At 41.6% G+C, this 21,542-nt stretch carries 15 protein-coding genes; 11 read left to right on the plus strand and 4 right to left on the minus strand.

Features of this window, described 5'->3' with window-relative positions; genetic code table 11:
- Positions 1-129 precede the first annotated feature (129 nt).
- From BQ7394_RS08145 to BQ7394_RS08160, 4 genes are all read left to right on the plus strand, one after another.
- Entirely contained in the window at positions 130-1,158 is a 1,029-nt protein-coding gene (locus tag BQ7394_RS08145) for a FecR family protein (protein ID WP_082211789.1), read from the plus strand.
- Positions 1,159-1,305: 147 nt separating this feature from the next.
- The gene (locus BQ7394_RS08150) at positions 1,306-4,779 is read left to right on the plus strand and encodes a TonB-dependent receptor (RefSeq protein WP_161951785.1); all 3,474 of its coding nucleotides are present in this window, start codon (positions 1,306-1,308) and stop codon (positions 4,777-4,779) included.
- 26 nt (positions 4,780-4,805) lie between these two features.
- Entirely contained in the window at positions 4,806-6,572 is a 1,767-nt protein-coding gene (locus BQ7394_RS08155) for a RagB/SusD family nutrient uptake outer membrane protein (protein WP_075556999.1), read from the plus strand.
- A 112-nt stretch (positions 6,573-6,684) separates the two neighbouring features.
- Positions 6,685-7,593, plus strand: a complete 909-nt coding sequence (locus BQ7394_RS08160; RefSeq protein ID WP_235848708.1) for a metallophosphoesterase — start codon at positions 6,685-6,687, stop codon at positions 7,591-7,593.
- Positions 7,594-7,692: 99 nt separating this feature from the next.
- On the opposite strand, the gene metF is transcribed toward BQ7394_RS08160, so the two are convergent.
- Positions 7,693-8,643: a methylenetetrahydrofolate reductase [NAD(P)H] gene (gene metF / locus BQ7394_RS08165; protein WP_075557000.1), complete on the minus strand. Its 951-nt coding sequence runs from the start codon at positions 8,641-8,643 to the stop codon at positions 7,693-7,695.
- 83 nt (positions 8,644-8,726) lie between these two features.
- Here metF and BQ7394_RS08170 point away from each other — a divergent pair, with 83 nt between their 5' ends.
- From BQ7394_RS08170 to nifJ, 3 genes are all read left to right on the plus strand, one after another.
- Positions 8,727-9,746, plus strand: coding sequence for a branched-chain amino acid aminotransferase (locus tag BQ7394_RS08170; protein ID WP_075557001.1), 1,020 nt, complete (start codon positions 8,727-8,729; stop codon positions 9,744-9,746).
- A gap of 185 nt (positions 9,747-9,931) precedes the next feature.
- Complete coding sequence (locus BQ7394_RS08175) at positions 9,932-11,110, plus strand: ATP-binding protein (protein ID WP_075557002.1); 1,179 nt, start codon at positions 9,932-9,934, stop codon at positions 11,108-11,110.
- Between the two features lie 33 nt (positions 11,111-11,143).
- On the plus strand, positions 11,144-14,701 hold the full coding sequence (gene nifJ / locus BQ7394_RS08180; protein ID WP_075557003.1) for a pyruvate:ferredoxin (flavodoxin) oxidoreductase: 3,558 nt from the start codon (positions 11,144-11,146) through the stop codon (positions 14,699-14,701).
- Between the two features lie 88 nt (positions 14,702-14,789).
- Here the strand turns inward: nifJ and BQ7394_RS08185 are convergent, their stop codons facing one another.
- Positions 14,790-15,824, minus strand: coding sequence for an aldo/keto reductase (locus tag BQ7394_RS08185; RefSeq protein WP_075557004.1), 1,035 nt, complete (start codon positions 15,822-15,824; stop codon positions 14,790-14,792).
- Between the two features lie 107 nt (positions 15,825-15,931).
- Here BQ7394_RS08185 and BQ7394_RS08190 point away from each other — a divergent pair, with 107 nt between their 5' ends.
- The 4 genes from BQ7394_RS08190 (at position 15,932) to BQ7394_RS08200 (ending at position 18,846) form a co-directional block, all read left to right on the plus strand.
- Positions 15,932-16,708, plus strand: coding sequence for a Cof-type HAD-IIB family hydrolase (locus BQ7394_RS08190; RefSeq protein WP_075557005.1), 777 nt, complete (start codon positions 15,932-15,934; stop codon positions 16,706-16,708).
- Between the two features lie 33 nt (positions 16,709-16,741).
- Entirely contained in the window at positions 16,742-17,284 is a 543-nt protein-coding gene (locus BQ7394_RS08195) for a beta-class carbonic anhydrase (protein ID WP_075557006.1), read from the plus strand.
- 189 nt (positions 17,285-17,473) lie between these two features.
- Positions 17,474-17,632: a hypothetical protein gene (locus BQ7394_RS25960; protein ID WP_007658304.1), complete on the plus strand. Its 159-nt coding sequence runs from the start codon at positions 17,474-17,476 to the stop codon at positions 17,630-17,632.
- A gap of 215 nt (positions 17,633-17,847) precedes the next feature.
- Positions 17,848-18,846 carry a M28 family metallopeptidase gene (locus tag BQ7394_RS08200; protein ID WP_075557007.1) on the plus strand — a complete coding sequence of 333 codons (999 nt, stop codon included), beginning with the start codon at positions 17,848-17,850 and terminating at the stop codon, positions 18,844-18,846.
- Positions 18,847-18,902: 56 nt separating this feature from the next.
- Here the strand turns inward: BQ7394_RS08200 and BQ7394_RS08205 are convergent, their stop codons facing one another.
- Positions 18,903-19,547, minus strand: coding sequence for a hypothetical protein (locus BQ7394_RS08205; RefSeq protein ID WP_075557008.1), 645 nt, complete (start codon positions 19,545-19,547; stop codon positions 18,903-18,905).
- 69 nt (positions 19,548-19,616) lie between these two features.
- The gene (locus tag BQ7394_RS08210) at positions 19,617-21,515 is read right to left on the minus strand and encodes a SusD/RagB family nutrient-binding outer membrane lipoprotein (RefSeq protein WP_075557009.1); all 1,899 of its coding nucleotides are present in this window, start codon (positions 21,513-21,515) and stop codon (positions 19,617-19,619) included.
- Positions 21,516-21,542 lie beyond the last annotated feature (27 nt).

A 21,542-nucleotide genomic window follows, 5' to 3' on the forward strand; every position in this document is an offset into this window, starting at 1 on the left:
CTGATTTTCGTTGAGTACGTTCTTCCTGTCCCATCGTTTTAATAGTGTAAATACAAAGGAAACGTGCTAAGGAAAGATAACATATCAGACAACTACTTTTTCAGGAAAGCCAGGCGATCGGTTAATCTGATGAAAAAAATCGAACAGGTAAATCCACAGGAGATTGACGACTCGTGGAATGCTGTTGAACAAATATTGCTGGCCTCTGAACAAGAAAAAGTAAAAATAAAGAAAACGAGATTCCGTCTTGCCTGGTCTTCTGTGGCCGCCATATTGATTGTTGGAGTTGCTCTCTTCTCCACTTTATATTTGGTACCCGGTGAATCTTCTTTGGTGGCTGCCTTACATGATAACAGTATGGTTGCTGACAGTACAACGGAAATTTCTTTGTTTACTTCCGGTAATCATTTGAAACTGGAGGATGAGTCGATCCTTGACTATGATTCGGAAGGAAAAGTTTCCATCAACAAACAGCAGGTCTATTCTGCACAAAATGTCCATGCTGTTAAGAGTGAAAAAGAACTGAACCATATTATTGTTCCTAAAGGAAGACGGATGAATATCACATTTGAGGATGGAACCAAGATGTATGTAAATGCTGGCAGCCATGTAATATACCCGGCCGTATTTGATAAGAAAAGGAGAGAAATAGCTGTTGAAGGCGAAGTTTTTCTGGATGTGGCGCGTGATCCTCAACGTCCGTTCATCGTAAAGACCGGGAAATTTGATGTGAAAGTGTTAGGAACAGTCTTTAATGTTACAGCATATCGAAATGATAAATCAGCATCGGTTGTATTGGTGAAAGGTTGTGTTGAAGTGGAGACAGATGCGAAAGAGAAAGTTATGATGTCACCGGATCAGCGAGTTTGTATTACAGATGGAAAAACATCGACCGAAAAAGTGAATGTATTTAAATATATATGTTGGAAAGATAACCTGATGTATTTGAAGAATGACCGGACCGGAGACGTCCTGAATCGTGTAGCAAGATATTACGGAGTAAATATCCGTTATGATGAAGAGGTAACCGATATTCCTATTTCCGGTAAACTTGATTTGCAGGGAGATATCAGATCGGTACTGGATGTTATTGAAGAATCGATTTCCGTAAAATCGGAATGCGATAGTTCGGGTGATTTCTATTTATCGTTGAAATGATAGATTATTAACTAAATAAGACAGCCTATGGTTATATCAAGTTGGAAAACAAAAAAGATCGGATAATATTAGCCGTATTACCCGATCCTAAAAATTCTCTAAAATTGTAACTCACTTAAAGAATTAGTAAACAAAGGTATGAAAAAAATGAAGACGATTAGTCCCAAAATGACTAATTATTTAAAATGTTTTTGTTTATCCGCATGTTTTATTTCTATTTCTGTTAACCATTTATCAGCTTTACCTATCCCTGCCCAGCAAGAAAGGTTAAGTATCCACATGCAGGATAAAACGTTGGAAGATGTATTTACATTTATTGAAAATCACAGCGATTATGTATTTATCTATCACGCTTCCAAAATAGATTTAAATCATAAAGTGAATGTAGATATCAAAGATCAACCGATCAAAGATATTCTGAAAGATGTATTTAAAGAGACAGGATTGACTTATGTCGTGAAAGGACGACAGATCGTTGTCAAAAAAGAGGAGGTATCCCAGGCTCCTGTTGTTCAGAATGTTTCTGTTCCCCAGCAGCAAAAAGGAATGATTGTTTCCGGGAATATTAAGGATGATACCGGTTTTCCTTTGATTGGGGTGAATGTCGTAGTCAAAGGTTCTAACCAGGGAGTCATAACGGATGTTGATGGAAACTTTACAATGGAGAACATTCCCTCTTCTGCCATATTGCGATTTTCCTATATTGGATATCAGCCGGTGGAAGTGAAGGCCCAGGAATCTATTGTATTGGTGATGCATGAAGATAATGAAAAACTGGAAGAGGTGGTTGTTGTCGGTTATGGAACACAGAAAAAGGTAAACCTGACGGGGGCTATTGAAGTGGTGGATGGAGATAGATTGAAAAACCGCCCGTCGACGAATGTTTCGCAAGTATTGCAAGGAACCGTTTCCGGCATGAACTTCTCTTATGGGAACGCCGGTTCCGAGCCGGGAGCTAAACTGAATCTTCAGATTCGTGGACAAGGAGAACCCTACGTACTTATCGATGGAACAGTGGGAGACTTGAATATGATAGACCCCAATGATATCGAGAATATTTCTGTATTAAAGGATGCTGCTGCCTCTGCAATTTATGGAGCACGTGCTCCGTATGGTGTTGTCATTATAACTACGAAGTCTGGAAAGCGCGAGGAAAAGATACAGGTAGACTTTTCTGCCAATGTTGCTTTTACGAAGCCGATCCGTAAACCACGCATGGTTGATTCTTATACATTTGTACGGGCTATGAATGAGTTCCATGACAATCAGGGGGAATCTCGTTTATTTGCAGAAGAGACGATAGACCGGATTATCGCTTACATTAATAATCCATCTTTACCTGAGACGGTGCCTGATGCGACAAACCCGAATCAATGGGCCACTTATTTATTGGCAAATGGTAATAATGACTGGATCGATGTACATTTCGGTTCCGGTGTTCGTAATCAGGAAAACGTGTCTATCAAAGGAGGTGGAAAAGATATAGCCTTCTTCCTTTCTGCCGGACATGCTTATGAGAAAGGTATTCTTAATTTTGGAAAAGATACTTACCGACGGATCAACTTCAATGCCAAATTGGACCTGAATTTAACCAAATGGTGGAAAATGTCGTCCAATACACGTCTCGTTCAGTCTACCCGGGAGAATCCGAACTACGATGATGAAGGTGATTATGATATGATGATCCATCAGATTTTCCGTACTCAACCGAATCAATTTTTGAAATCTCCTAACGGTTATTATTCCCGTTTGTCAAGAATACCTATGATTGAAGCCGGATCGGATAAAACCATAACAAGAGGAATACTACAACGTTTTGCAACAGAAATTACTCCGTTGAAGAACTGGACGATCAGTGCCGATTATTCGATAGATTTCCCTTATACCAGTTTTGTCTCCAACAATCTTACAGCTTATGAAGACTTGGTAGACGGATCGTTATCTGCTATCCCGACGACGGTTCCTTCGTATGTAAATAAGTATAAATCACATACTTCTTACAATTCGTTGAATGTCTATACATCTTATAAATTTGATCTGAAAGATAAACACCATTTTGCTGCTATGCTGGGATTCCAGCAGGAATCAAACTCTTATGATTATCTGAGTGGACTGAAAAAAGAACTCATTACACCGGAAGTCCCTTCTATTTCAACATCTACCGGCGAGATGCAAACGACGGACGATTTGACACATTGGTCTACTCAGGGATATTTTGCCCGTCTGAATTATGATTATATGGGTAAGTATCTGGTGGAAGTGAATGCCCGTTACGATGGTACTTCGAAGTTTACAAAAGATCATAGGTGGGGTTTATTCCCTTCTTTCTCTTTGGGTTGGAATATTTCTCATGAGAAATTCTGGGAACCGATTTCCCCTTATGTAAATACATTGAAGTTAAGAACATCATGGGGTAGTTTGGGGAATCAAAATGTGGATGCTTATCAGGATTTACCTTTGTTAGGTACGAAAATGAATTTGGAATGGATTTTAAACGGGAAACGTCCGGCTTATACTACTGCTCCGAACTTAATTAATCCGGTGTTGACGTGGGAATCATCGAAAACGGTAGATGTGGGTGCTGACTTGGGATTCTTTAATAACAGATTGCAGATAACTGCCGATTACTACCAGCGTCTGACTTTTGACCGTCTCGGACCGGCCCAGGCTTTACCAGCTGTGTTGGGAGCCGATATCCCTAAAGTGAATAACTCCGAATTGAGAACAAGAGGATGGGATTTATCCTTAACCTGGAGGGATAAGATAAATAATGATTTCTCTTACTCGGTTACCGCCATGGTGTTTGATTATAAGAGTGTAGTTACTAAGTATAATAACCCGACCGGTATTTTGACAACCGATTATGAAGGAAAGACAATTGGGGAAATCTGGGGATATGAAACAGTTGGACTGATCCAGACGCAGGAGGAAGCAGACCAGATTAATCAAAGTAAATCTCAGAATTTTATAAATGCTCAGATATGGCGTACCGGCGATGTGGTGTATCGGGATTTGAATGGTGATGGCAAGATAAACAATGGAAAGAATACAGTTTCTGATCATGGTGACTTGCGGATAATAGGTAATGATACTCCACGGTACCAGTTTGGAATTACATTGTCGGCCGATTATAAAGGATTTGATTTAATGGCCTTCTTTCAGGGAACGGCAAAAAGGGACCTGTGGTTGACCGGTAATATGTTCTGGGGATTCAATAACTGGAATCAAACGACTTTATTCCCTCATCATCTGGATTATTACCGTGATGCGGAAGGGACGACCTATTCCGGGTTGGGAGTGAATACGGATGCTTATTATCCCCGACCATACAGTCAGTCGAGCCTGTATAAAAAGAATCAGCAGGTTCAAACGAGATATTTACAAAACGGAGCTTATTTGAGGCTTAAGAATTTGCAGTTGGGTTATTCGATACCTCAACCGGTCCTTAGAAAAGTCGGTTTACAGAAAGCCCGGATTTACTGTTCGGCCGAGAATGTATTCACATTGACGAATTTGCCCATAGGATTTGATCCTGAAACAGCGAATTTGGGTAAATACGGAAATGGTAAATCCATGTTTTCACTGGCCGTTCTGTCTTTCGGCTTAAATGTTTCATTTTAATGAATCCTCTTAAAAATATAGATGCAATGAAAAGAAATATAATATTATTGCCTATCGGCTTGTTATTAGCAATACTGATAAGTTCTTGCGAAGACTATCTGGAAAAAAAGCCGTTGACTCAGATTGGGAATGATGATTACTGGAAAGCGACCAGCGACTTGGCTAATTATACATTACAGTTTTATCCGTCGCTTCCTGCATTTGAAGTTGTCGGTAGTTATTTAGGATTATTAGGATGGGACGGAACGAGAGGTTCGGATACACAGATAACAGGTGTACCCAGTACTGTATGGAATGGTTCCCGCTCTCCTGTGACTTCTACTTCCGATAAAGAGTGGAACTGGACGAATATCCGGAGTGTCAATGTGTTTTTCGACAATTATCGGAAGTGTAAAGATCCTTTCGACAGTTATAAGCATTTTGTAGGAGAGGCACATTTCTTCAAAGCCTGGTTTTATTTTGAAAAAGTGCGTGCCTATGGAGATGTTCCCTGGTTCTCTAAAGCGCTGGAAACAGATTCGGAGGAGTTGTACAAGGCTAGGGATTCCCGTATTCTTGTTGTCGACTCGATCCTGTGGAATCTGGACAGAGCAATAGAATATTTGAATCCGTTGAAATCGGTAGATGGCGGTTCGAACCGATTGAGTAAAGAGGTGGCATTGCTTTTCAAATCACGGGTTGCTTTATATGAGGGAACTTGGCAGAAGTATCATAAAGGTACTACTTTTGGAACTTCCGGTGCTGATCCGGATAAATATTTCCGTTTGGCTGTTGAGGCCGCGGAAGAGTTGATGGACCCTCAATATACGACAGGATTATATTCCACCAATTCACCGGAGGAGGATTACTGCAAAATGTTTTCTTTGACGGACCAGACTTCTAATAAAGAGGCACTTCTTTGGAAACGTTATGATAAAGGGCTGGGGATGGGACACTCTTTCCAGATTTATGTATCCGACCGGACAGCTGGAAATTCCCTGACAATGGAACAAATTCATCATTATCTGAAAAAGAACGGAGAACCATACGACTATATATCGGTTGGAAAGACAGTAAAAGGTGGTCAGTTTCTGACCAGGATCGCAGAGGATTGCGATCCGCGTTTGTCCCAGACAATCTGGATTCCCGATATGGTAATGTGGGATAATGGGTATGGTAAAGGTATCTTTACGAAGCCATTCCTGAATCAGTCGGGTGAATATTTGAACAATACGGGATTTCAGATAAAGAAAGGGAATGATCCGAAAGATCCCCAGGCCGGAAGCGGTGTATCATGGAATACCAATTGTGTTACAGGATCTATTGTTTTTCGTTATGCTGAAGCTTTGTTGAATTATGCCGAAGCGAAATGTGAGTTGGGTGAGGTGGTAGATTATGATAAATCGATCAACCTGTTGCGAAAAAGAGTAGGAATGCCAGACTTTAAAGTGCAGACTGATGCTTCCCGTTCATTCTATGCCGATTATGGGTATGCAATTTCGGATGAATTATATGAAATAAGAAGAGAGCGTACTGTTGAATTAGGTTGTGAAGGTTTCCGGTATGATGATATTATGAGATGGGCTGCCCATAGTTTGCTTAAAGGAAAGCGTCCGAAAGGATATCCTCTGGATTTATCGGAATGGGAAGGTATAAAGATTAATTATAAGGTAGATGAGAACGGATTACTGGATCCTTATATCGGTCAGATCCCTAATGGATATGGTTTTGACCCGGAAAGGGATTATCTTGAATGCATTCCGATCAATGAGATAACATTGAATCCGCAACTGATACAAAATCCTGGTTGGTAGTTTTTTATAATTTGAGGTATTGACTTTTTATTAACTTTGTGAGTCTGTGTCAAGAGTTTGTCGTGTTTGGCAAATTCTTGATATAACCTTATAAATCCATGAAACTAATAATATGATGAACAGACGTTTATTTTTGCAAAAGGCATGTGGGGGAGTGTTGTTGTTGGCTGCTTCTCCTTCTTTAATATCATGTGATCGTCAGCAGCATCCTGTTCGGTTCGGAATTGTTACCGATCTGCATTATTCGCGACGTGAACCTTACGGCACACGTTATTTCCCTCAAACGATGGATAAGCTGAAAGAAGCTATAAAGGTTTTTAACCAATCAAAGCTGGATTTCGTGATTGAACTGGGAGATCTTAAAGATCAGGATAACGTTCCTCAGAGGGAGCAAACAATTACTTATCTGGATGAAATAGAAAAAGAATTTCAAACATTTCAGGGACCGGTCTATCATGTTTTAGGTAACCATGACATGGATAGTATTTCTAAAGATGACTTTTTGCAGCATACGTCCAATCATGGTGATGCCGATAAGAAAACATATTATTCGTTTACCTTTAATGGTCTGAAATTCATTGTTCTGGATGCAAATCATAATCTGGATGGAGCACCTTATGATAAAGGAAACTTTGACTGGACAAAGGCTTTTATTCCTAAAGAGCAGGTTATGTGGTTGCAAGGGGAGTTGAAAGAGAAAAATAAACCGATAATAATCTTTATTCATCAGCTGTTGGATCGTTTTTCAGATATCGGTAAAGAGCTTTGTGTCAGCAATGCAGATGATATTGTTCCTCTGTTGGAGGAAAACGGAAATGTGCTTGCTGTATTTCAGGGACATCATCATGCGGGGCATTATAGTTTTCGTAATAATATCCATTATTGGACTATGAAAGGGATGATAGAGGGGAATCTTCCTGATAATAATAGTTTTGCAGTCGTGGAGATTGATCCTCAAAACAATATTCATATCGATGGTTTCTATAATTGTGAGGATAAAGATTTGAACAGGAATTTGTAAAATCGATAATTTAAAGAAAAGGTTTTAATAAAAAAGCCAGATAATTTTGTTTATCTGGCTTTTTATTGTTGTTCTCCGTCTTGGAGGAGATTCTCTTTTTTAATATACTTCTTTCGCAACTTTATAGACGCTATCCGTTGCCATCATTGTATAAAAATGCAGGCTGGGGACTCCGTGAGCGATCAGGTCTTTACATTGCTGGATACACCATTCTACACCAACGGCTTTTACTTCGTCGTCGTTATTACATTTACGAAGTTCGGTGGCAAACGGCTCCGGTATATCGGAACGGAATATTTTAGGTAATACCGTTAATTGATTCTTGAATACGACGGGCTTGATTCCCGGAATGATCGGAACAGTGATTCCTTCTGCACGGCAACGATCCACAAATGAATAATATTTTTCGTTGTCGAAAAACATTTGGGTTACCAGGTAATCAGCTCCGTTTTTTACTTTCTCCTTCAGGTAGAAAATATCAGAATCCATATTGGGAGCCTCTTCATGCTTTTCCGGATAACAGGCCATACCGTAGGAAAATGGGGTTTCATTGGCTTCAAATGTAGAACCGTCTACTGCGATGCCTTTGTTGAAGTTGTTTACCTGTTCCTGTAAACCGGTTGCATGTTCATGATACTGATCGGTGTTCTGCCCTGCCTCTAACGTTTTTACATCCCCGCGGAGTAAAAGCAGGTCGTAAACACCTAAAAAGTTAAGGTCGATCAGTGCATATTCGGTTTCGTCTTTCGTGAAACCTTTACAGATGATATGCGGGACGGCCGGAATGCCATATTTATTCTGAATGGCAGAAGCAATAGCTACCGATCCCGGTCGCTTGCGGATATTCACTTTCTGAAAACTTCCGTCGGGAAGCGTTTTATAAATGTATTCGCTGTGATGGGAGGTTATATTAATGTACTTAGGATCGAATTCTTTTAGTTTATCAATCACATTGTACACTTTTTGTATGCTGTTCCCTTTTATAGGAGGAAGTATTTCGAATGAGAAAGCAGTCGTTTTACTGCCGTTTATCAAATCAATGACTTTCATATTTTAATTATTTTTGCTGCAAAAGTAACAATTATCATCTGAAATAGCTTACTTTTGCGATCATAATCTAATTACGACATTATATGGAAAATATTAATTGGTCTGATCTAGCATTTGGTTATATGAAGACAGACTACAATGTACGGTGTTACTATCGTGATGGTAAATGGGGAGAATTAGAAGTTAGTTCTTCTGAGATCATCAATATTCATATGGCAGCGACTTGTCTGCATTACGGGCAAGAATCGTTTGAAGGTCTGAAAGCTTTCAGAGGTAAAGACGGTAAGATCCGTGTGTTCCGTATGGATGAAAACGGCAAACGTATGCAGGCTTCCAGCCGGGGTATCAAGATGGCTGAACTTCCTGTGGAAATGTTTGAGGAAGCTGTTCGCAAAGTAGTGAAATTGAATGAACGCTTTGTTCCTCCTTACGAGAGTGGAGCAGCATTATATATCCGGCCGTTGATGATTGGTTTGGGTGCACAGGTAGGTGTAAAACCGGCTCCTGAATATATGTTTATGATTTTTGTAACTCCGGTAGGTCCGTATTTTAAAGGTGGTTTCCAACCTTCAAAGGTTTGTATCATGCGTGAATATGACCGTGCAGCTCCTCAGGGAACAGGTACGATAAAAGTCGGTGGTAACTATGCCGCCAGCCTTGTTGCCGGTGAAAAAGCAAAGGAAAAAGGATATGCAGCCGTTCTTTATCTGGATCCGAAAGAAAAGAAATACCTGGACGAATGTGGTCCGGCAAACTTCTTCGGTATCCGTGGTAATAGCTATATCACTCCGCAGTCTCATTCTATCCTGCCTTCAATCACCAACAAGAGTTTGCAGCAATTAGCTGCAGATATGGGACTGACCGTTGAACGTCGTCCGGTTCCAGTGGAAGAACTCGCAACATTTGATGAAGCAGCAGAGTGCGGAACTGCAGCCGTTATCGCTCCGATCTCACAAATCGACGATCTGGACATTGACAAGTCTTATGTAATTGCTAAAGATGGCAAGCCGGGACCTGTTTGTGAAAAATTGTATCATAAACTGCGTGGTATCCAGTATGGTGATGAACCTGATACATACGGATGGGTAACGATTATTGAATAAATAAGATAAGGGTTTGACAGTTAGTGGTTATTTCTAAAAAATACCATTAACTGCCAACTCCGAATTCTCAAACGTCAATACGCATTGTTAACTTTGGATTGCCAACTGAAAATAAAATTGCTATCTCGGTATTGCAAAGTAGCGGATATTTTCTATCTTTGTGGCCTATATAGTAAGACAGTAAGGTGGAAGCATTCTTTAAAACACATAAATACCTTGTAGAACATTTGCATGCACCGGTACGCCGGGGGCTGATGGATGAGATTAACTGGAATGACCGGTTGATCGGTATTAAAGGCTCTCGTGGAGTGGGTAAGACTACTTTTTTACTGGATTATGCTCGCGAACATTTTGGTGCTGATAATAAGGAGTGCCTATACATAAATCTGAATCATTTTTATTTTACGGAACGTACTTTAGTCGATTTTGCTTCTGAGTTCAGGGCGAAAGGAGGGAAAGTATTGTTGATCGACCAGGTTTTTAAATATTCCGGATGGTCGAAAGAGTTACGTTACTGTTATGATAATTTTGAAGATCTGAAGATTATTTTCTCTGGTTCGTCGGTTATGCGATTGAAAGAAGAGAATCCGGACCTCTCAGGTAAGGTTGTTTCATATAATTTACGTGGTTTTTCTTTCCGTGAGTTTCTGAATCTGATGTCGGGAAACAATTTTCCGGCGTATACATTTGAGGAAGTGATCGAAAAACATCAGGAGATTGCCCGTAATATTTGCTCGGTAGCTAAACCGATGGCTTATTTTCAGGATTACCTGCATCATGGTTTTTATCCGTTTTTCCTGGAGAAACGTAATTTTTCGGAAAATCTGCTGAAGACAATGAACATGATGCTGGAGGTAGATGTCCTTTATATTAAACAAATCGAGCAAAGTTATCTGCCGAAGCTCCGAAAATTATTATATTTGCTGGCGATCAGTGCGCCATGTACGCCAAACGTCAGCCAGTTAAGTAAAGACATAGAAACTTCACGGGCAACTGTGATGAATTACATTAAATATCTGACCGATGCCCGTTTGATGAATATGCTGTATCCGGTAGGCGAATCGTTTCCGAAAAAACCCTCTACCGTATATATGTACAATTCGAATCTGATGTACCCCATCCGTCCGATGGAGGTGAACATACAGGCTGTGCGCGAATCTTTTTTCTATAACCAGCTTTTGAAAGACAATAAACTGAACGAAGGAATTAAGAACGCTCACTTTTTGGTAAATGAAAAGTATAATTTCAGGATAGAAGAAAGTATGAAAGTGAAAAACAATCCCGATTTATACTATGCTATTGATAAGGTTGAAGTAGGAGATGGCAACATGATCCCGCTTTGGCTTTTTGGCTTTTTATACTAATAAAATTCTTTTAAATACTAATAGTAAAAGTCTATGACAAAACAGAAGAAATTTTTGACCTGTGATGGTAACCAGGCTGCTGCACATATCTCCTATATGTTCAGCGAAGTAGCCGCTATTTACCCCATCACTCCGTCGTCTACAATGGCAGAATATGTAGATGAATGGGCTGCCGCCGGACGTAAGAACATTTTCGGCGAAACGGTTTTGGTACAGGAAATGCAATCAGAAGGTGGTGCTGCAGGTGCAGTTCACGGTTCTTTGCAGGCCGGTGCCCTGACTTCAACTTATACAGCTTCTCAGGGATTGTTGCTGATGATCCCTAATATGTACAAGATCGCTGGTGAGTTGCTTCCTTGCGTATTCCATGTGTCTGCCCGTACACTGGCTTCACACGCTTTGTGTATCTTCGGTGACCATCAGGATGTTATGTCTGCCCGTCAGACTGGTTTTGCAATGTTGGCAGAAGGTTCTGTACAGGAAGTTATGGACTTATCTGGTGTAGCTCACCTGGCTACTATCAAGTCTCGCGTTCCTTTCGTGAACTTCTTCGACGGTTTCCGTACATCACACGAAATCCAGAAGATTGAAGCGTTGGAAAATGATGACCTGGCTCCGCTGATCGACCAGAAGGCGTTGGCTGAATTCCGTGCACGTGCATTGAATCCGGAAAAGCCGGAAGCTCGCGGTATGGCTGAAAACCCGGATCACTTCTTCCAGCACAGAGAATCTTCAAACAAATACTATGAAGCAGTTCCTGCTATCGTAGAAGAATATATGAACGAAATCTCCAAGCTGACAGGCCGCAAATACGGTTTGTTCGATTATTACGGAGCAGAAGATGCAGAACGCGTAATTATCGCAATGGGTTCTGTAACGGAAGCTGCCCGTGAAGCTATCGACCATCTGACAGCTCAGGGTGAAAAAGTTGGTTTGGTTTCAGTTCACTTGTATCGTCCGTTCTCTGCTAAGCACTTCCTGGCTGCTGTTCCTAAGACTGCAAAACGTATCGCTGTTCTTGACAGAACAAAAGAACCGGGTGCTACCGGCGAACCTTTGTATCTGGATGTAAAAGACTGCTACTACGGAACAGAAAACGCTCCTGTTATCGTCGGTGGCCGTTATGGTTTGGGTTCTAAGGATACTACTCCTGCTCAGATCCTTGCCGTTTATGAAAACCTGGCATTACCGATGCCGAAGAACCAGTTCACACTGGGTATCGTAGACGACGTTACATTCACTTCTCTTCCTCAGAAAGAAGAAATCGCTTTGGGTGGCGAAGGCATGTTCGAAGCTAAGTTCTACGGCTTGGGTGCTGACGGTACTGTCGGTGCTAACAAGAACTCTGTAAAGATCATCGGTGACAATACAAATAAATATTGCCAGGCATATTTCTCTTATGACTCTAAGAAGTCTGGTGGTTTCACTTGTTCTCACCTGCGTTTCGGTGACCATCCGATCCGTTCCACTTATTTGGTAAATACTCCGAACTTCGTTGCTTGCCACGTTCAGGCTTACCTGCGTATGTACGATGTAACTCGTGGTTTGCGTGAAAACGGTACATTCCTGCTGAACACTGTATGGAATGGCGAAGAGTTGGCTAAACACCTGCCGAATAAGGTAAAACGTTATTTCGCTCAGAAAAATATTACTGTTTACTATATCAATGCAACTCAGATCGCATTGGAAATCGGTTTGGGTAACCGTACCAATACAATCCTTCAGTCTGCATTCTTCCGTATCACAGGTGTAATTCCTGTTGACCTGGCTATCGAACAGATGAAGAAATTCATTGTGAAGTCTTACGGTAAGAAAGGTGAAGATGTAGTTAATAAGAACTATGCTGCTGTCGATCGTGGTGGCGAATATACTCAGCTTGCTGTCGATCCGTCATGGGCTAACCTGCCGGATGATGAAGTTGTAGCAAACAACGATCCTGCTTTCATCAACGATGTAGTTCGTCCTATCAATGCTCAGGATGGCGACCTGTTGAAGGTTTCTGCATTCGAAGGTATCGAAGACGGTACATGGCATCAGGGAACAGCTAAATACGAAAAACGCGGTGTAGCTGCTTTTGTTCCTGTTTGGGAACCGGACAACTGTATCCAGTGTAACAAGTGTGCGTATGTTTGTCCTCACGCTTCTATCCGTCCGTTCGTGTTGGATGCTGCTGAACAGGCTGCTGCTCCGTTCTCTAACTCTTTGAAAGCTACAGGTAAGCAATTTGAAGGAATGCAGTTCCGTATCCAGGTTGACGTTCTTGACTGTCTGGGTTGTGGTAACTGTGCCGATGTTTGTCCGGGTAATCCGAAGAAGGGTGGTAAAGCGCTTAAGATGGCAGCTCTGGAAACTCAGCTGGCTGAAGCTCCGAACTGGGATTTCTGTGCAGAAAAGGTTTCAAGCAAACAACATCTGGTTGACATCAAAGCTAACGTGAAGAACTCTCAGTTTGCAACTCCGTTGTTTGAGTTCTCAGGTGCTTGCTCCGGTTGTGGTGAAACTCCGTATGTGAAATTGATAACTCAGTTGTTCGGTGACCGTGAAATGGTAGCTAACGCAACAGGTTGTTCATCTATCTATTCAGGTTCTGTTCCTTCAACTCCGTATACAACAAACGAAAAAGGACAGGGTCCGGCTTGGGCTAACTCATTGTTCGAAGACTTCTGTGAATTCGGTCTGGGTATGGAACTGGCTAACGAAAAGATGCGTGCTCGTCTGACGAATGCAATGAACGCAATTATTGCTGGTGAAAATGCTCCTGCTGAAGTAAAAGAAGTACTTAAAGCATGGGTTGAAAACCAGAACGATGCTGATAAGACAAAAGAACTGGCTCCTCAGATAATCGCTATTGCTGAAGAAGGTATCACTCACGGCTGTCCGCTTAGCGCACAGATCAAGGAACTTTCTCACTTCCTGGTAAAACGTTCACAGTGGATCATCGGTGGTGACGGCGCTTCTTATGATATCGGTTACGGTGGTCTCGACCATGTAATTGCTTCCGGCAAGAACGTCAATATCCTGGTTCTGGATACTGAAGTTTATTCTAACACTGGTGGTCAGTCTTCTAAAGCTACTCCGGTCGGTGCAATCGCTAAGTTTGCAGCTGCTGGTAAGAGAGTACGTAAGAAAGATCTGGGTCTGATGGCTACGACTTACGGTTACGTATATGTTGCTCAGATCGCAATGGGTGCTGACCAGGCACAGACATTGAAAGCTATCCGCGAAGCTGAAGCTTATGATGGTCCTTCATTGATCATCGCTTACTCTCCTTGTATCAACCACGGTTTGAAGAAGGGTATGGGTAAGAGCCAGCAGGAAGAAGCAGATGCAGTAGCATGTGGTTACTGGCACTTGTGGCGTTACAACCCGGCATTGGAAGAAGAAGGCAAGAATCCGTTCACATTGGATAGCAAAGAACCGGATTGGAGCAAGTTCCAGGACTTCCTGAAGGGTGAAGTACGTTTCGCTTCTCTGACAAAACAGTTCCCGGCTGAAGCTGGCGAATTGTTCCAGGCTGCTGAAAACAACGCTAAGTGGAGACTTAACAACTACAAGCGTTTGGCTAAACAGCAGTGGGGTGTTGAGGAATAATAGATTATTTGATCATCTAAAATAGTAAAAACGGAATCTTCGAAAGAAGGTTCCGTTTTTTTGTTGTTGGAGTCGAAAGGATCTTTTCTCAAAACTGAAGCTGTGCATTCAGGAAAGGGAATTGCGCCTGGTGCCAATAGGGATAGACAGGAGTAACCTGGCTGGCGATGTCCAGTCGTTTTACCTGTTCGGGTGTCAGATTCCATCCGACAGCTTCCAGATTTTGTTCCAGTTGCTTTTCCGTACTTGCTCCAATGATAAGGCTGGAGACGGTAGGGCGCTGCAGTAACCAGTTCAGAGCACATTGTGCAACACTATGTCCTGTTTCTTCCGCTACTTCATCCAATACATCCATTATATTATACAAGCGCTCGTATGAAGTGGCTTCATCCGGGATAGGACTTCCGCCACGGGCTACGCGTCCGTCTGCCGGAATGGGGTTGTTACGTCTGTATTTACCACCCAAACGACCTGCAGATAATGGACTCCAAATAATAGAACCGACTTTCTGATCGATACCGAGCGGCATTAATTCCCATTCGAATTCTCTGTTAAGCAAAGAGTAATGTACCTGATGGGCAACATAGCGACTCCAGCCATAGCGTTCAGAAACGGATAACGCTTTCATCAGATGCCATCCAGAGAAATTGGAACAGGCAATGTAACGAACTTTACCGGCTGTGATTAAATCATCCAATGCACGAAGGGTTTCTTCTACCGGCGTATTCGCATCAAATCCATGCATATGGTAAACATCGATATGATCGGTATTCAACCGTTTCAGGCTAGCCTCACAAGCATTGATCAAGTGGAAACGGGAAGATCCTATCGCGTTGCGGCTTTCCGGATTTAGATTGAATGTTGCCTTGGTGGAGATAAGTAATTTATTCCGCAAGCCTTCCATCGCCTTGCCCAATATTTCTTCCGATAGGCCACCGGAATAAACGTCTGCTGTATCAAAGAAGTTTACACCGGCATCCAGGCACTTGTTTATCATACGTCTGGCTTCTTCTACCTGGGTATGTCCCCAACCTTCGAAACCATTGGTTCCTCCAAAAGTAGCTGTGCCTAAACAAAGTACGGGTACATATAAGCCCGAACCTCCTAATTGTCTGTATTCCATAACTTACCTATTAAATTGTTATTAAGATAGCATCTACAAATGTATATAAAAATCGGATGTGTTTATTTATTCTTATCTTTGTAACAAATTTAGGTTAGTAGAAAAGTATGATTAAGGCAGTTTTTTTTGATATCGACGGAACACTGGTTAGTTTTAAGACACATGAAGTTCCTCAGTCTACCATCGAAGCATTGGATCTCTTACGGGAGAAAGGTATTAAGGTCTTTATAGCAACAGGGCGCCACTACACATCTATTAATAATCTGGGAGATTTGAAGTTTGACGGATATGTTACTTTGAACGGTGGGTATTGTTTTGCCGGAGAGGATAAAGTCATTTATAAACACAGTATTCCAGACAGGGATATCGAGGCTTTGATCCGTTATATGGAAACCGAAGAGTCTTTCCCATGCGCTTTTGTGCAGGAAAAAGAAATCTTTATGAATTATAAAGATGAAACGGTGGAAGAGATATTCAATATGCTTAATTTCCCGGAACCACCTATCCGTCCTTTGGATGAGATACGTGGAAAGACTGCTTATCAACTGGTTTCTTTCTTTACTGCTGAACAGGAGAAGAAGATCATGCCTATCCTGTCAAATTGTGAGTCTACCCGTTGGAATCCTTTATTTACAGATGTGGTACCAGCTGGTAGCAGTAAGCGGGTAGGGATCGATAAAATGCTGGAATACTTCAGGATACCATTAAACGAGTGTATGGCTTTTGGTGATGGAGGTAATGATGTTGCTATGCTTAAACATGCCGGTATAGGTGTAGCTATGGGGAATGCGGAAGATGAAGTGAAACAGTATGCCGATTATGTAACAGACTCCGTCGATGAGGACGGAATATTCAAAGCGTTGAAACATTTGAACATTCTTTGATCCTGATTTGTTCCTATAATAAGAACTAACGATATGATTGACGAATTACTAGTATTTAATAAAGAGTTCGTAAAGAACAAAGGATACGAGAAGTTTATAACGAATAAGTACCCTGATAAGAAAATTGCGATCGTATCCTGTATGGATACTCGTCTGATAGAATTACTTCCGGCCTCACTGGGGCTTAAGAATGGTGATGTAAAAATCATAAAAAATGCGGGCGCAGTCATATCACATCCTTTTGGTAGTGTGATACGCAGTCTGTTGGTTGCCATTTATGATTTGGGAGTTACTGAAATAATGATTATCGGTCATTCGGATTGCGGTGCACAACATATGGACAGTGAAACAATGATCGAAGCAATGAAGAAACGGGGTATTCCAGCAGACCGTATCGATATGATACGCTATTGCGGAGTCGATTTTAAAGACTGGTTACATGGTTTCGATTCTTCTGAAGGTTCTGTAAGAAATACAGTGAATCAGGTTATTCATCATCCGCTGATTCCGTCGGATATAACGGTTCGTGGCTTTGTAATTGATTCAGTTACAGGTAAGTTGACGGAGGTGGAGTAGGGTGTTTAGCTTCTGAAAAACTATTTCTATAGATTAAATAAATGTAAAGATAGAAATATTTTATATGTTTTATAGCATGGTTTTAAAGAAAATGCTTATCTTTGCACTGTAAACAAAAAGAAAAGACAAGAGTTTAGGTTAAATTATTAATAAGTCTTCCAAGCGTGGAAGACATAAAATGTAAAAATTATGATGACAAGTAGAAATGAAGAAAATCTTCGTACTTTAGCGATGTTGCGTTATCAGGCTGATCGTTATCAGTCAATGAGAAATGGTACAATGAGTCAGCGAGTAAATGCTGAAATCCGCCGCCTGTTGGAAGAAATGGGGGCTAACGCAAAAAATTAAGTAAAAAGAAAGTATATTATTTTGAAGTATTCTCTTCACCAGGGTCTTTAATAAAGACTGGTGAGAGATAATGGATGGGCATTCGACGCTGGGAAAACAGCGAAGATTAGCCTTTTTTTATTTTCTACCCCTTACAATTCTTAGATTAATCTTTTATCTTTGTAACCGGAAGCTGAAACTAATTATTCCGATAATTTGTAAAACACAATCATACGATGAGAAGAACAGGCTTATTTGTAGCATCCCTTATGCTATCTACTACCCTTTGGGCACAGTCACCGGTTGAAAAAGGACTAGGTGTGATCAATAAAGAAAATGCAGAAGCTTATATTGGCTTTTTAGCCAGTGATGAACTGGAAGGGCGTGAAGCCGGGTTTCAGGGAGGGCGTATTGCTGCAGAATATATTGTTTCGAATCTGAAGACAATGGGCATTGCTCCTTTGAATGAATCTTATTATCAACCTTTTGAAGCCTATAATAAGGAAAGACAGAAAAGAGGACGCTTTCAGGTTCATCCGGATTCGATCGCTCAGTTGAAACAAGGGGTACATCAGAAACTATCGATGCGTAATATCCTGGGTAAGATAGAAGGAAAGAATCCGAATGAATTTGTAATTATCGGTGCACACTATGATCACCTGGGCTTCGATCCGATGCTGGAAGGCGATCAGATTTATAATGGAGCGGATGATAATGCATCAGGTGTATCTGCCGTACTCCAGGTGGCAAAAGCATTTCTGGCCTCCGGACAACAACCGGAACGTACTGTGATCTTTGCTTTTTGGGATGGAGAGGAGAAAGGATTGTTAGGTTCCGAGTATTTTGTGCAGAACTGCTCTTTCCTTAAAGACGTAAAGGGCTATCTGAATTACGATATGATAGGACGCAACTCGAATGAGGCGGTTCCCGAACAAGTAGATTATTTCTATACGGAGGCAAATAAGGCTTTTGGCGACTGGCTGAAAAATGATATAAAGAAATATGATCTGAATTTGAAGCCTATTTATCATGCCTGGGATAAGCCGGTAGGAGGGAGCGATAACGGAACGTTTGCCAAACGCGATATTCCTATTATCTGGTATCACACCAACGGTCATCCGGATTATCACATGCCGAGCGACCATGTGGATAAGATCAATTGGGATAAGATTGTAGATATAACAAAAGCCTCTTTCCTGAATATGTGGAATCTGGCAAATGAGAAAAAATATTGATTGCCGGATTGAGAATAGGAAAGCCGTACAAGACTGACTTGTACGGCTTTTCTATTTTATAATCCCAGGCAATAATTGACTAGTGTGATGACATCTTTCGCATTCTTCATGTCTGTTTTCGTTTCTTTAATATAAGTTTCGATGAGGTTCTCTTTGCCGGGAAAGAGCTTTAATAACGACTTTTTGTTTTTGAACTTGAAAGAGGTGCCATCGCGGAAAATACAATATTCATTCTGATTGGCGAGTTTATAAACTTCAGTGTATTGATTTTCGTAAGCACCGTAATTCAACTGGTTTGTGTTTAAACTTTCCACTTTGGCCTGTTGGGTTACGCCGAAAGCATTTTTATATCCCTGGGAAGCATTCTTCAACAACCAGTTAATACCGATAGTGCCATTCGGTATCTGAAGTATCTCATAGAAGTTTTCCCTGGAACCGGTCGGAATGAATTTGGCATTCCCGATATAAACCGTGTCGACCTGGGCTACGTTGGTGAGTAGCATTTCTTCCGAACCGTTTTTGAACATCATCTTCTGATTGCCGGCATCATAGTTCAGTTCCGCCGGTGTCTTCGAGTTGTTCTTCATTAACACGACACCTTTCGAGTAGTCTTCGAAAAGCATCTGACGCTTCTTTTGTGCATTAGCACTGCCGATGGTTGCTATACAGCACAGGATGGTGATTAACAGGTATGTTCTCATTGTAGTAGAATATGGGAAAGAGCAGTTACAGATTCTGTAACTACTCTTTCGAGGTTATTAATAAAAGAATTAATTCTTTGGTCCTTCACCCCATTGCGGAGCACCCTGATCCTGCCAGGTACGTTCTGAGTTCAGAATAGATGTGTTAGCATCGCCGGCACCAGTAATAGTGTAGCCCTGTGCTGCATAGGCATCTCTCTGGATCTGATACAACTGGCTCGTTTCGTTAGGAACACCTGTCTGGAAACGACGCGGGAAGTTGGTCACAGGGATGGAAGCGTAATTTTCACGGTTGATAAACTGTGAATTGAATTTAGGCAAACCAGAACGACGTGCAGTGACAAACTGGTCGTAAGGATACAAGGTAAAGTTGATCAATTGTTGCAAGTATACTTTTTCCAGTTGTTCGCTGGCTGAACCGCTCAGCTTGTAATCGTCTGATGCCAGCATCGCTTCGATCTCTCCGCTTTTCAGTTCGATGGAAACTTCATTCGGATCATAATCATAAGTAGTACCGTAATAAGCGATCTGGTTTAATCCGGCTACTTTGTCATATTCCTGAACAGACAGTTTAACACCTTGTGTGAAATAGCTTTCAGCCGTACCGGGCAAGTTTGCCCCCAATAGTTTGAACTCAGCCAGATACAGGTTTACTTCACTTCCACCCAGATACAATCCGTACCAGGGGCGGTTGTCGTTTTTGGTGATTACAGGACCGCCGGGAACTGTTGGCAGGGTGAAATTATAGTAACGTCCGATAACCATCTGATGCTGGTACATAGAGTAGGGGCGATAGCTTTTTGCACTCTGCCCGTTTTCATCGGTAATCTTGTAACGGTTTTCATAGTCAAACCATTCACCGTAAACAGCTGAATTGTTCTTGGCATTATATTCAACCGGAAGACCGTAATAACGAACCCAGGGTTCACCCATTCCTTTCCATTTCACGAATGTTTTCTTTCCGCCGGACGTCGTATATTCAACGTTTTCTTCGATATAGGAAGGAATCTCCTTGCTCTGATCATAGAATTCCTGAATGATTTTAGAGTTCCAGTCGTTTTTACGATAAAGGAAACGAACGCGAGGGTCTTTGTTTTCAAGCATGAAATCTACTACGCGCTGGCTGGAAGCCGTTCCGTCCATAAATCCGTTGCTCCAGTGATAAATGTAATCGTCACTGCTTGAGTTTACGATACTTTTATTGAAAATCATGGCGTCATCCAAAGAGTCGATATAGCCGCAGGAAGCATTTGCTACTTCCGAAGCAATAGTCAAAGCTCTTGCTTTATCCTGAGATATCAAACGAGCGGCAATTCTAAGTTTCATTGAATTAGCCAGTTTGGCCCACTTGTTGAGGTCTCCTTTGTAAACGATATCTTGCTCGTTTGTAAAAATCTGATCGGTGGCAGTCGTGAATATTGTAATAGCGTTATCCAATTGGGTCAGCCACAATGTGTACAAATCTGCAATTCTGTCGTAAGCCGGAGTCAGTGTACCGCCATGTAAAGCGTTACCGGCTTCCGTAAACTGGATATCACCATTGATATCACTGCTTGAAAGTGCCAGATAAGCTGTAAGAACATCTACGCAAGCAGCAGTTGCCGCATGTTTGGCCGCATCTTCTTCACTCATGTTGGAGCGTAGATAGGCTATTTCATGAGCGAGTTTCAGTGTTCTCACATAATTCACTCCACCGGTGACAGTAGTCAAAGCAGAGCTTTCCGTAAAACTGCCCGTAGGCACTGCCATTTGGCTCCATGCCGTCAACATCGGTGCATCGTAGAACCAAAATGTATAATCGAACGGATCAAAATCCATGGCAGCCATTGCAAACAGATAGGAGGGGTCACCCACAGTCACCTGCGAAGGGCTGGAGTTGATATCAGCGAAATCGTCACGGCATCCGGTGGTGCACAGCAGGGCTACACCCAGGCCGAATCCCATTAATATATTACTATATTTGTTCATGTCTCAATTAATTTAAAGTTTCTTGTT

The sequence above is a fragment of the Parabacteroides timonensis genome (assembly GCF_900128505.1).
Taxonomy (GTDB): domain Bacteria; phylum Bacteroidota; class Bacteroidia; order Bacteroidales; family Tannerellaceae; genus Parabacteroides; species Parabacteroides timonensis.

Bases quoted from the DNA above. Each gene is read 5' to 3' on its own strand.
- BQ7394_RS08145 (WP_082211789.1), top strand. From the start codon at position 130: ATGAAAAAAATCGAACAGGTAAATCCACAGGAGATTGACGACTCGTGG.
- BQ7394_RS08150 (WP_161951785.1), top strand. From the start codon at position 1,306: ATGAAGACGATTAGTCCCAAAATGACTAATTATTTAAAATGTTTTTGT.
- BQ7394_RS08155 (WP_075556999.1), top strand. From the start codon at position 4,806: ATGAAAAGAAATATAATATTATTGCCTATCGGCTTGTTATTAGCAATA.
- BQ7394_RS08160 (WP_235848708.1), top strand. From the start codon at position 6,685: ATGATGAACAGACGTTTATTTTTGCAAAAGGCATGTGGGGGAGTGTTG.
- metF (WP_075557000.1), bottom strand. From the start codon at position 8,643: ATGAAAGTCATTGATTTGATAAACGGCAGTAAAACGACTGCTTTCTCA.
- BQ7394_RS08170 (WP_075557001.1), top strand. From the start codon at position 8,727: ATGGAAAATATTAATTGGTCTGATCTAGCATTTGGTTATATGAAGACA.
- nifJ (WP_075557003.1), top strand. From the start codon at position 11,144: ATGACAAAACAGAAGAAATTTTTGACCTGTGATGGTAACCAGGCTGCT.
- BQ7394_RS08185 (WP_075557004.1), bottom strand. From the start codon at position 15,824: ATGGAATACAGACAATTAGGAGGTTCGGGCTTATATGTACCCGTACTT.
- BQ7394_RS08190 (WP_075557005.1), top strand. From the start codon at position 15,932: ATGATTAAGGCAGTTTTTTTTGATATCGACGGAACACTGGTTAGTTTT.
- BQ7394_RS08195 (WP_075557006.1), top strand. From the start codon at position 16,742: ATGATTGACGAATTACTAGTATTTAATAAAGAGTTCGTAAAGAACAAA.
- BQ7394_RS25960 (WP_007658304.1), top strand. From the start codon at position 17,474: ATGATGACAAGTAGAAATGAAGAAAATCTTCGTACTTTAGCGATGTTG.
- BQ7394_RS08200 (WP_075557007.1), top strand. From the start codon at position 17,848: ATGAGAAGAACAGGCTTATTTGTAGCATCCCTTATGCTATCTACTACC.
- BQ7394_RS08205 (WP_075557008.1), bottom strand. From the start codon at position 19,547: ATGAGAACATACCTGTTAATCACCATCCTGTGCTGTATAGCAACCATC.
- BQ7394_RS08210 (WP_075557009.1), bottom strand. From the start codon at position 21,515: ATGAACAAATATAGTAATATATTAATGGGATTCGGCCTGGGTGTAGCC.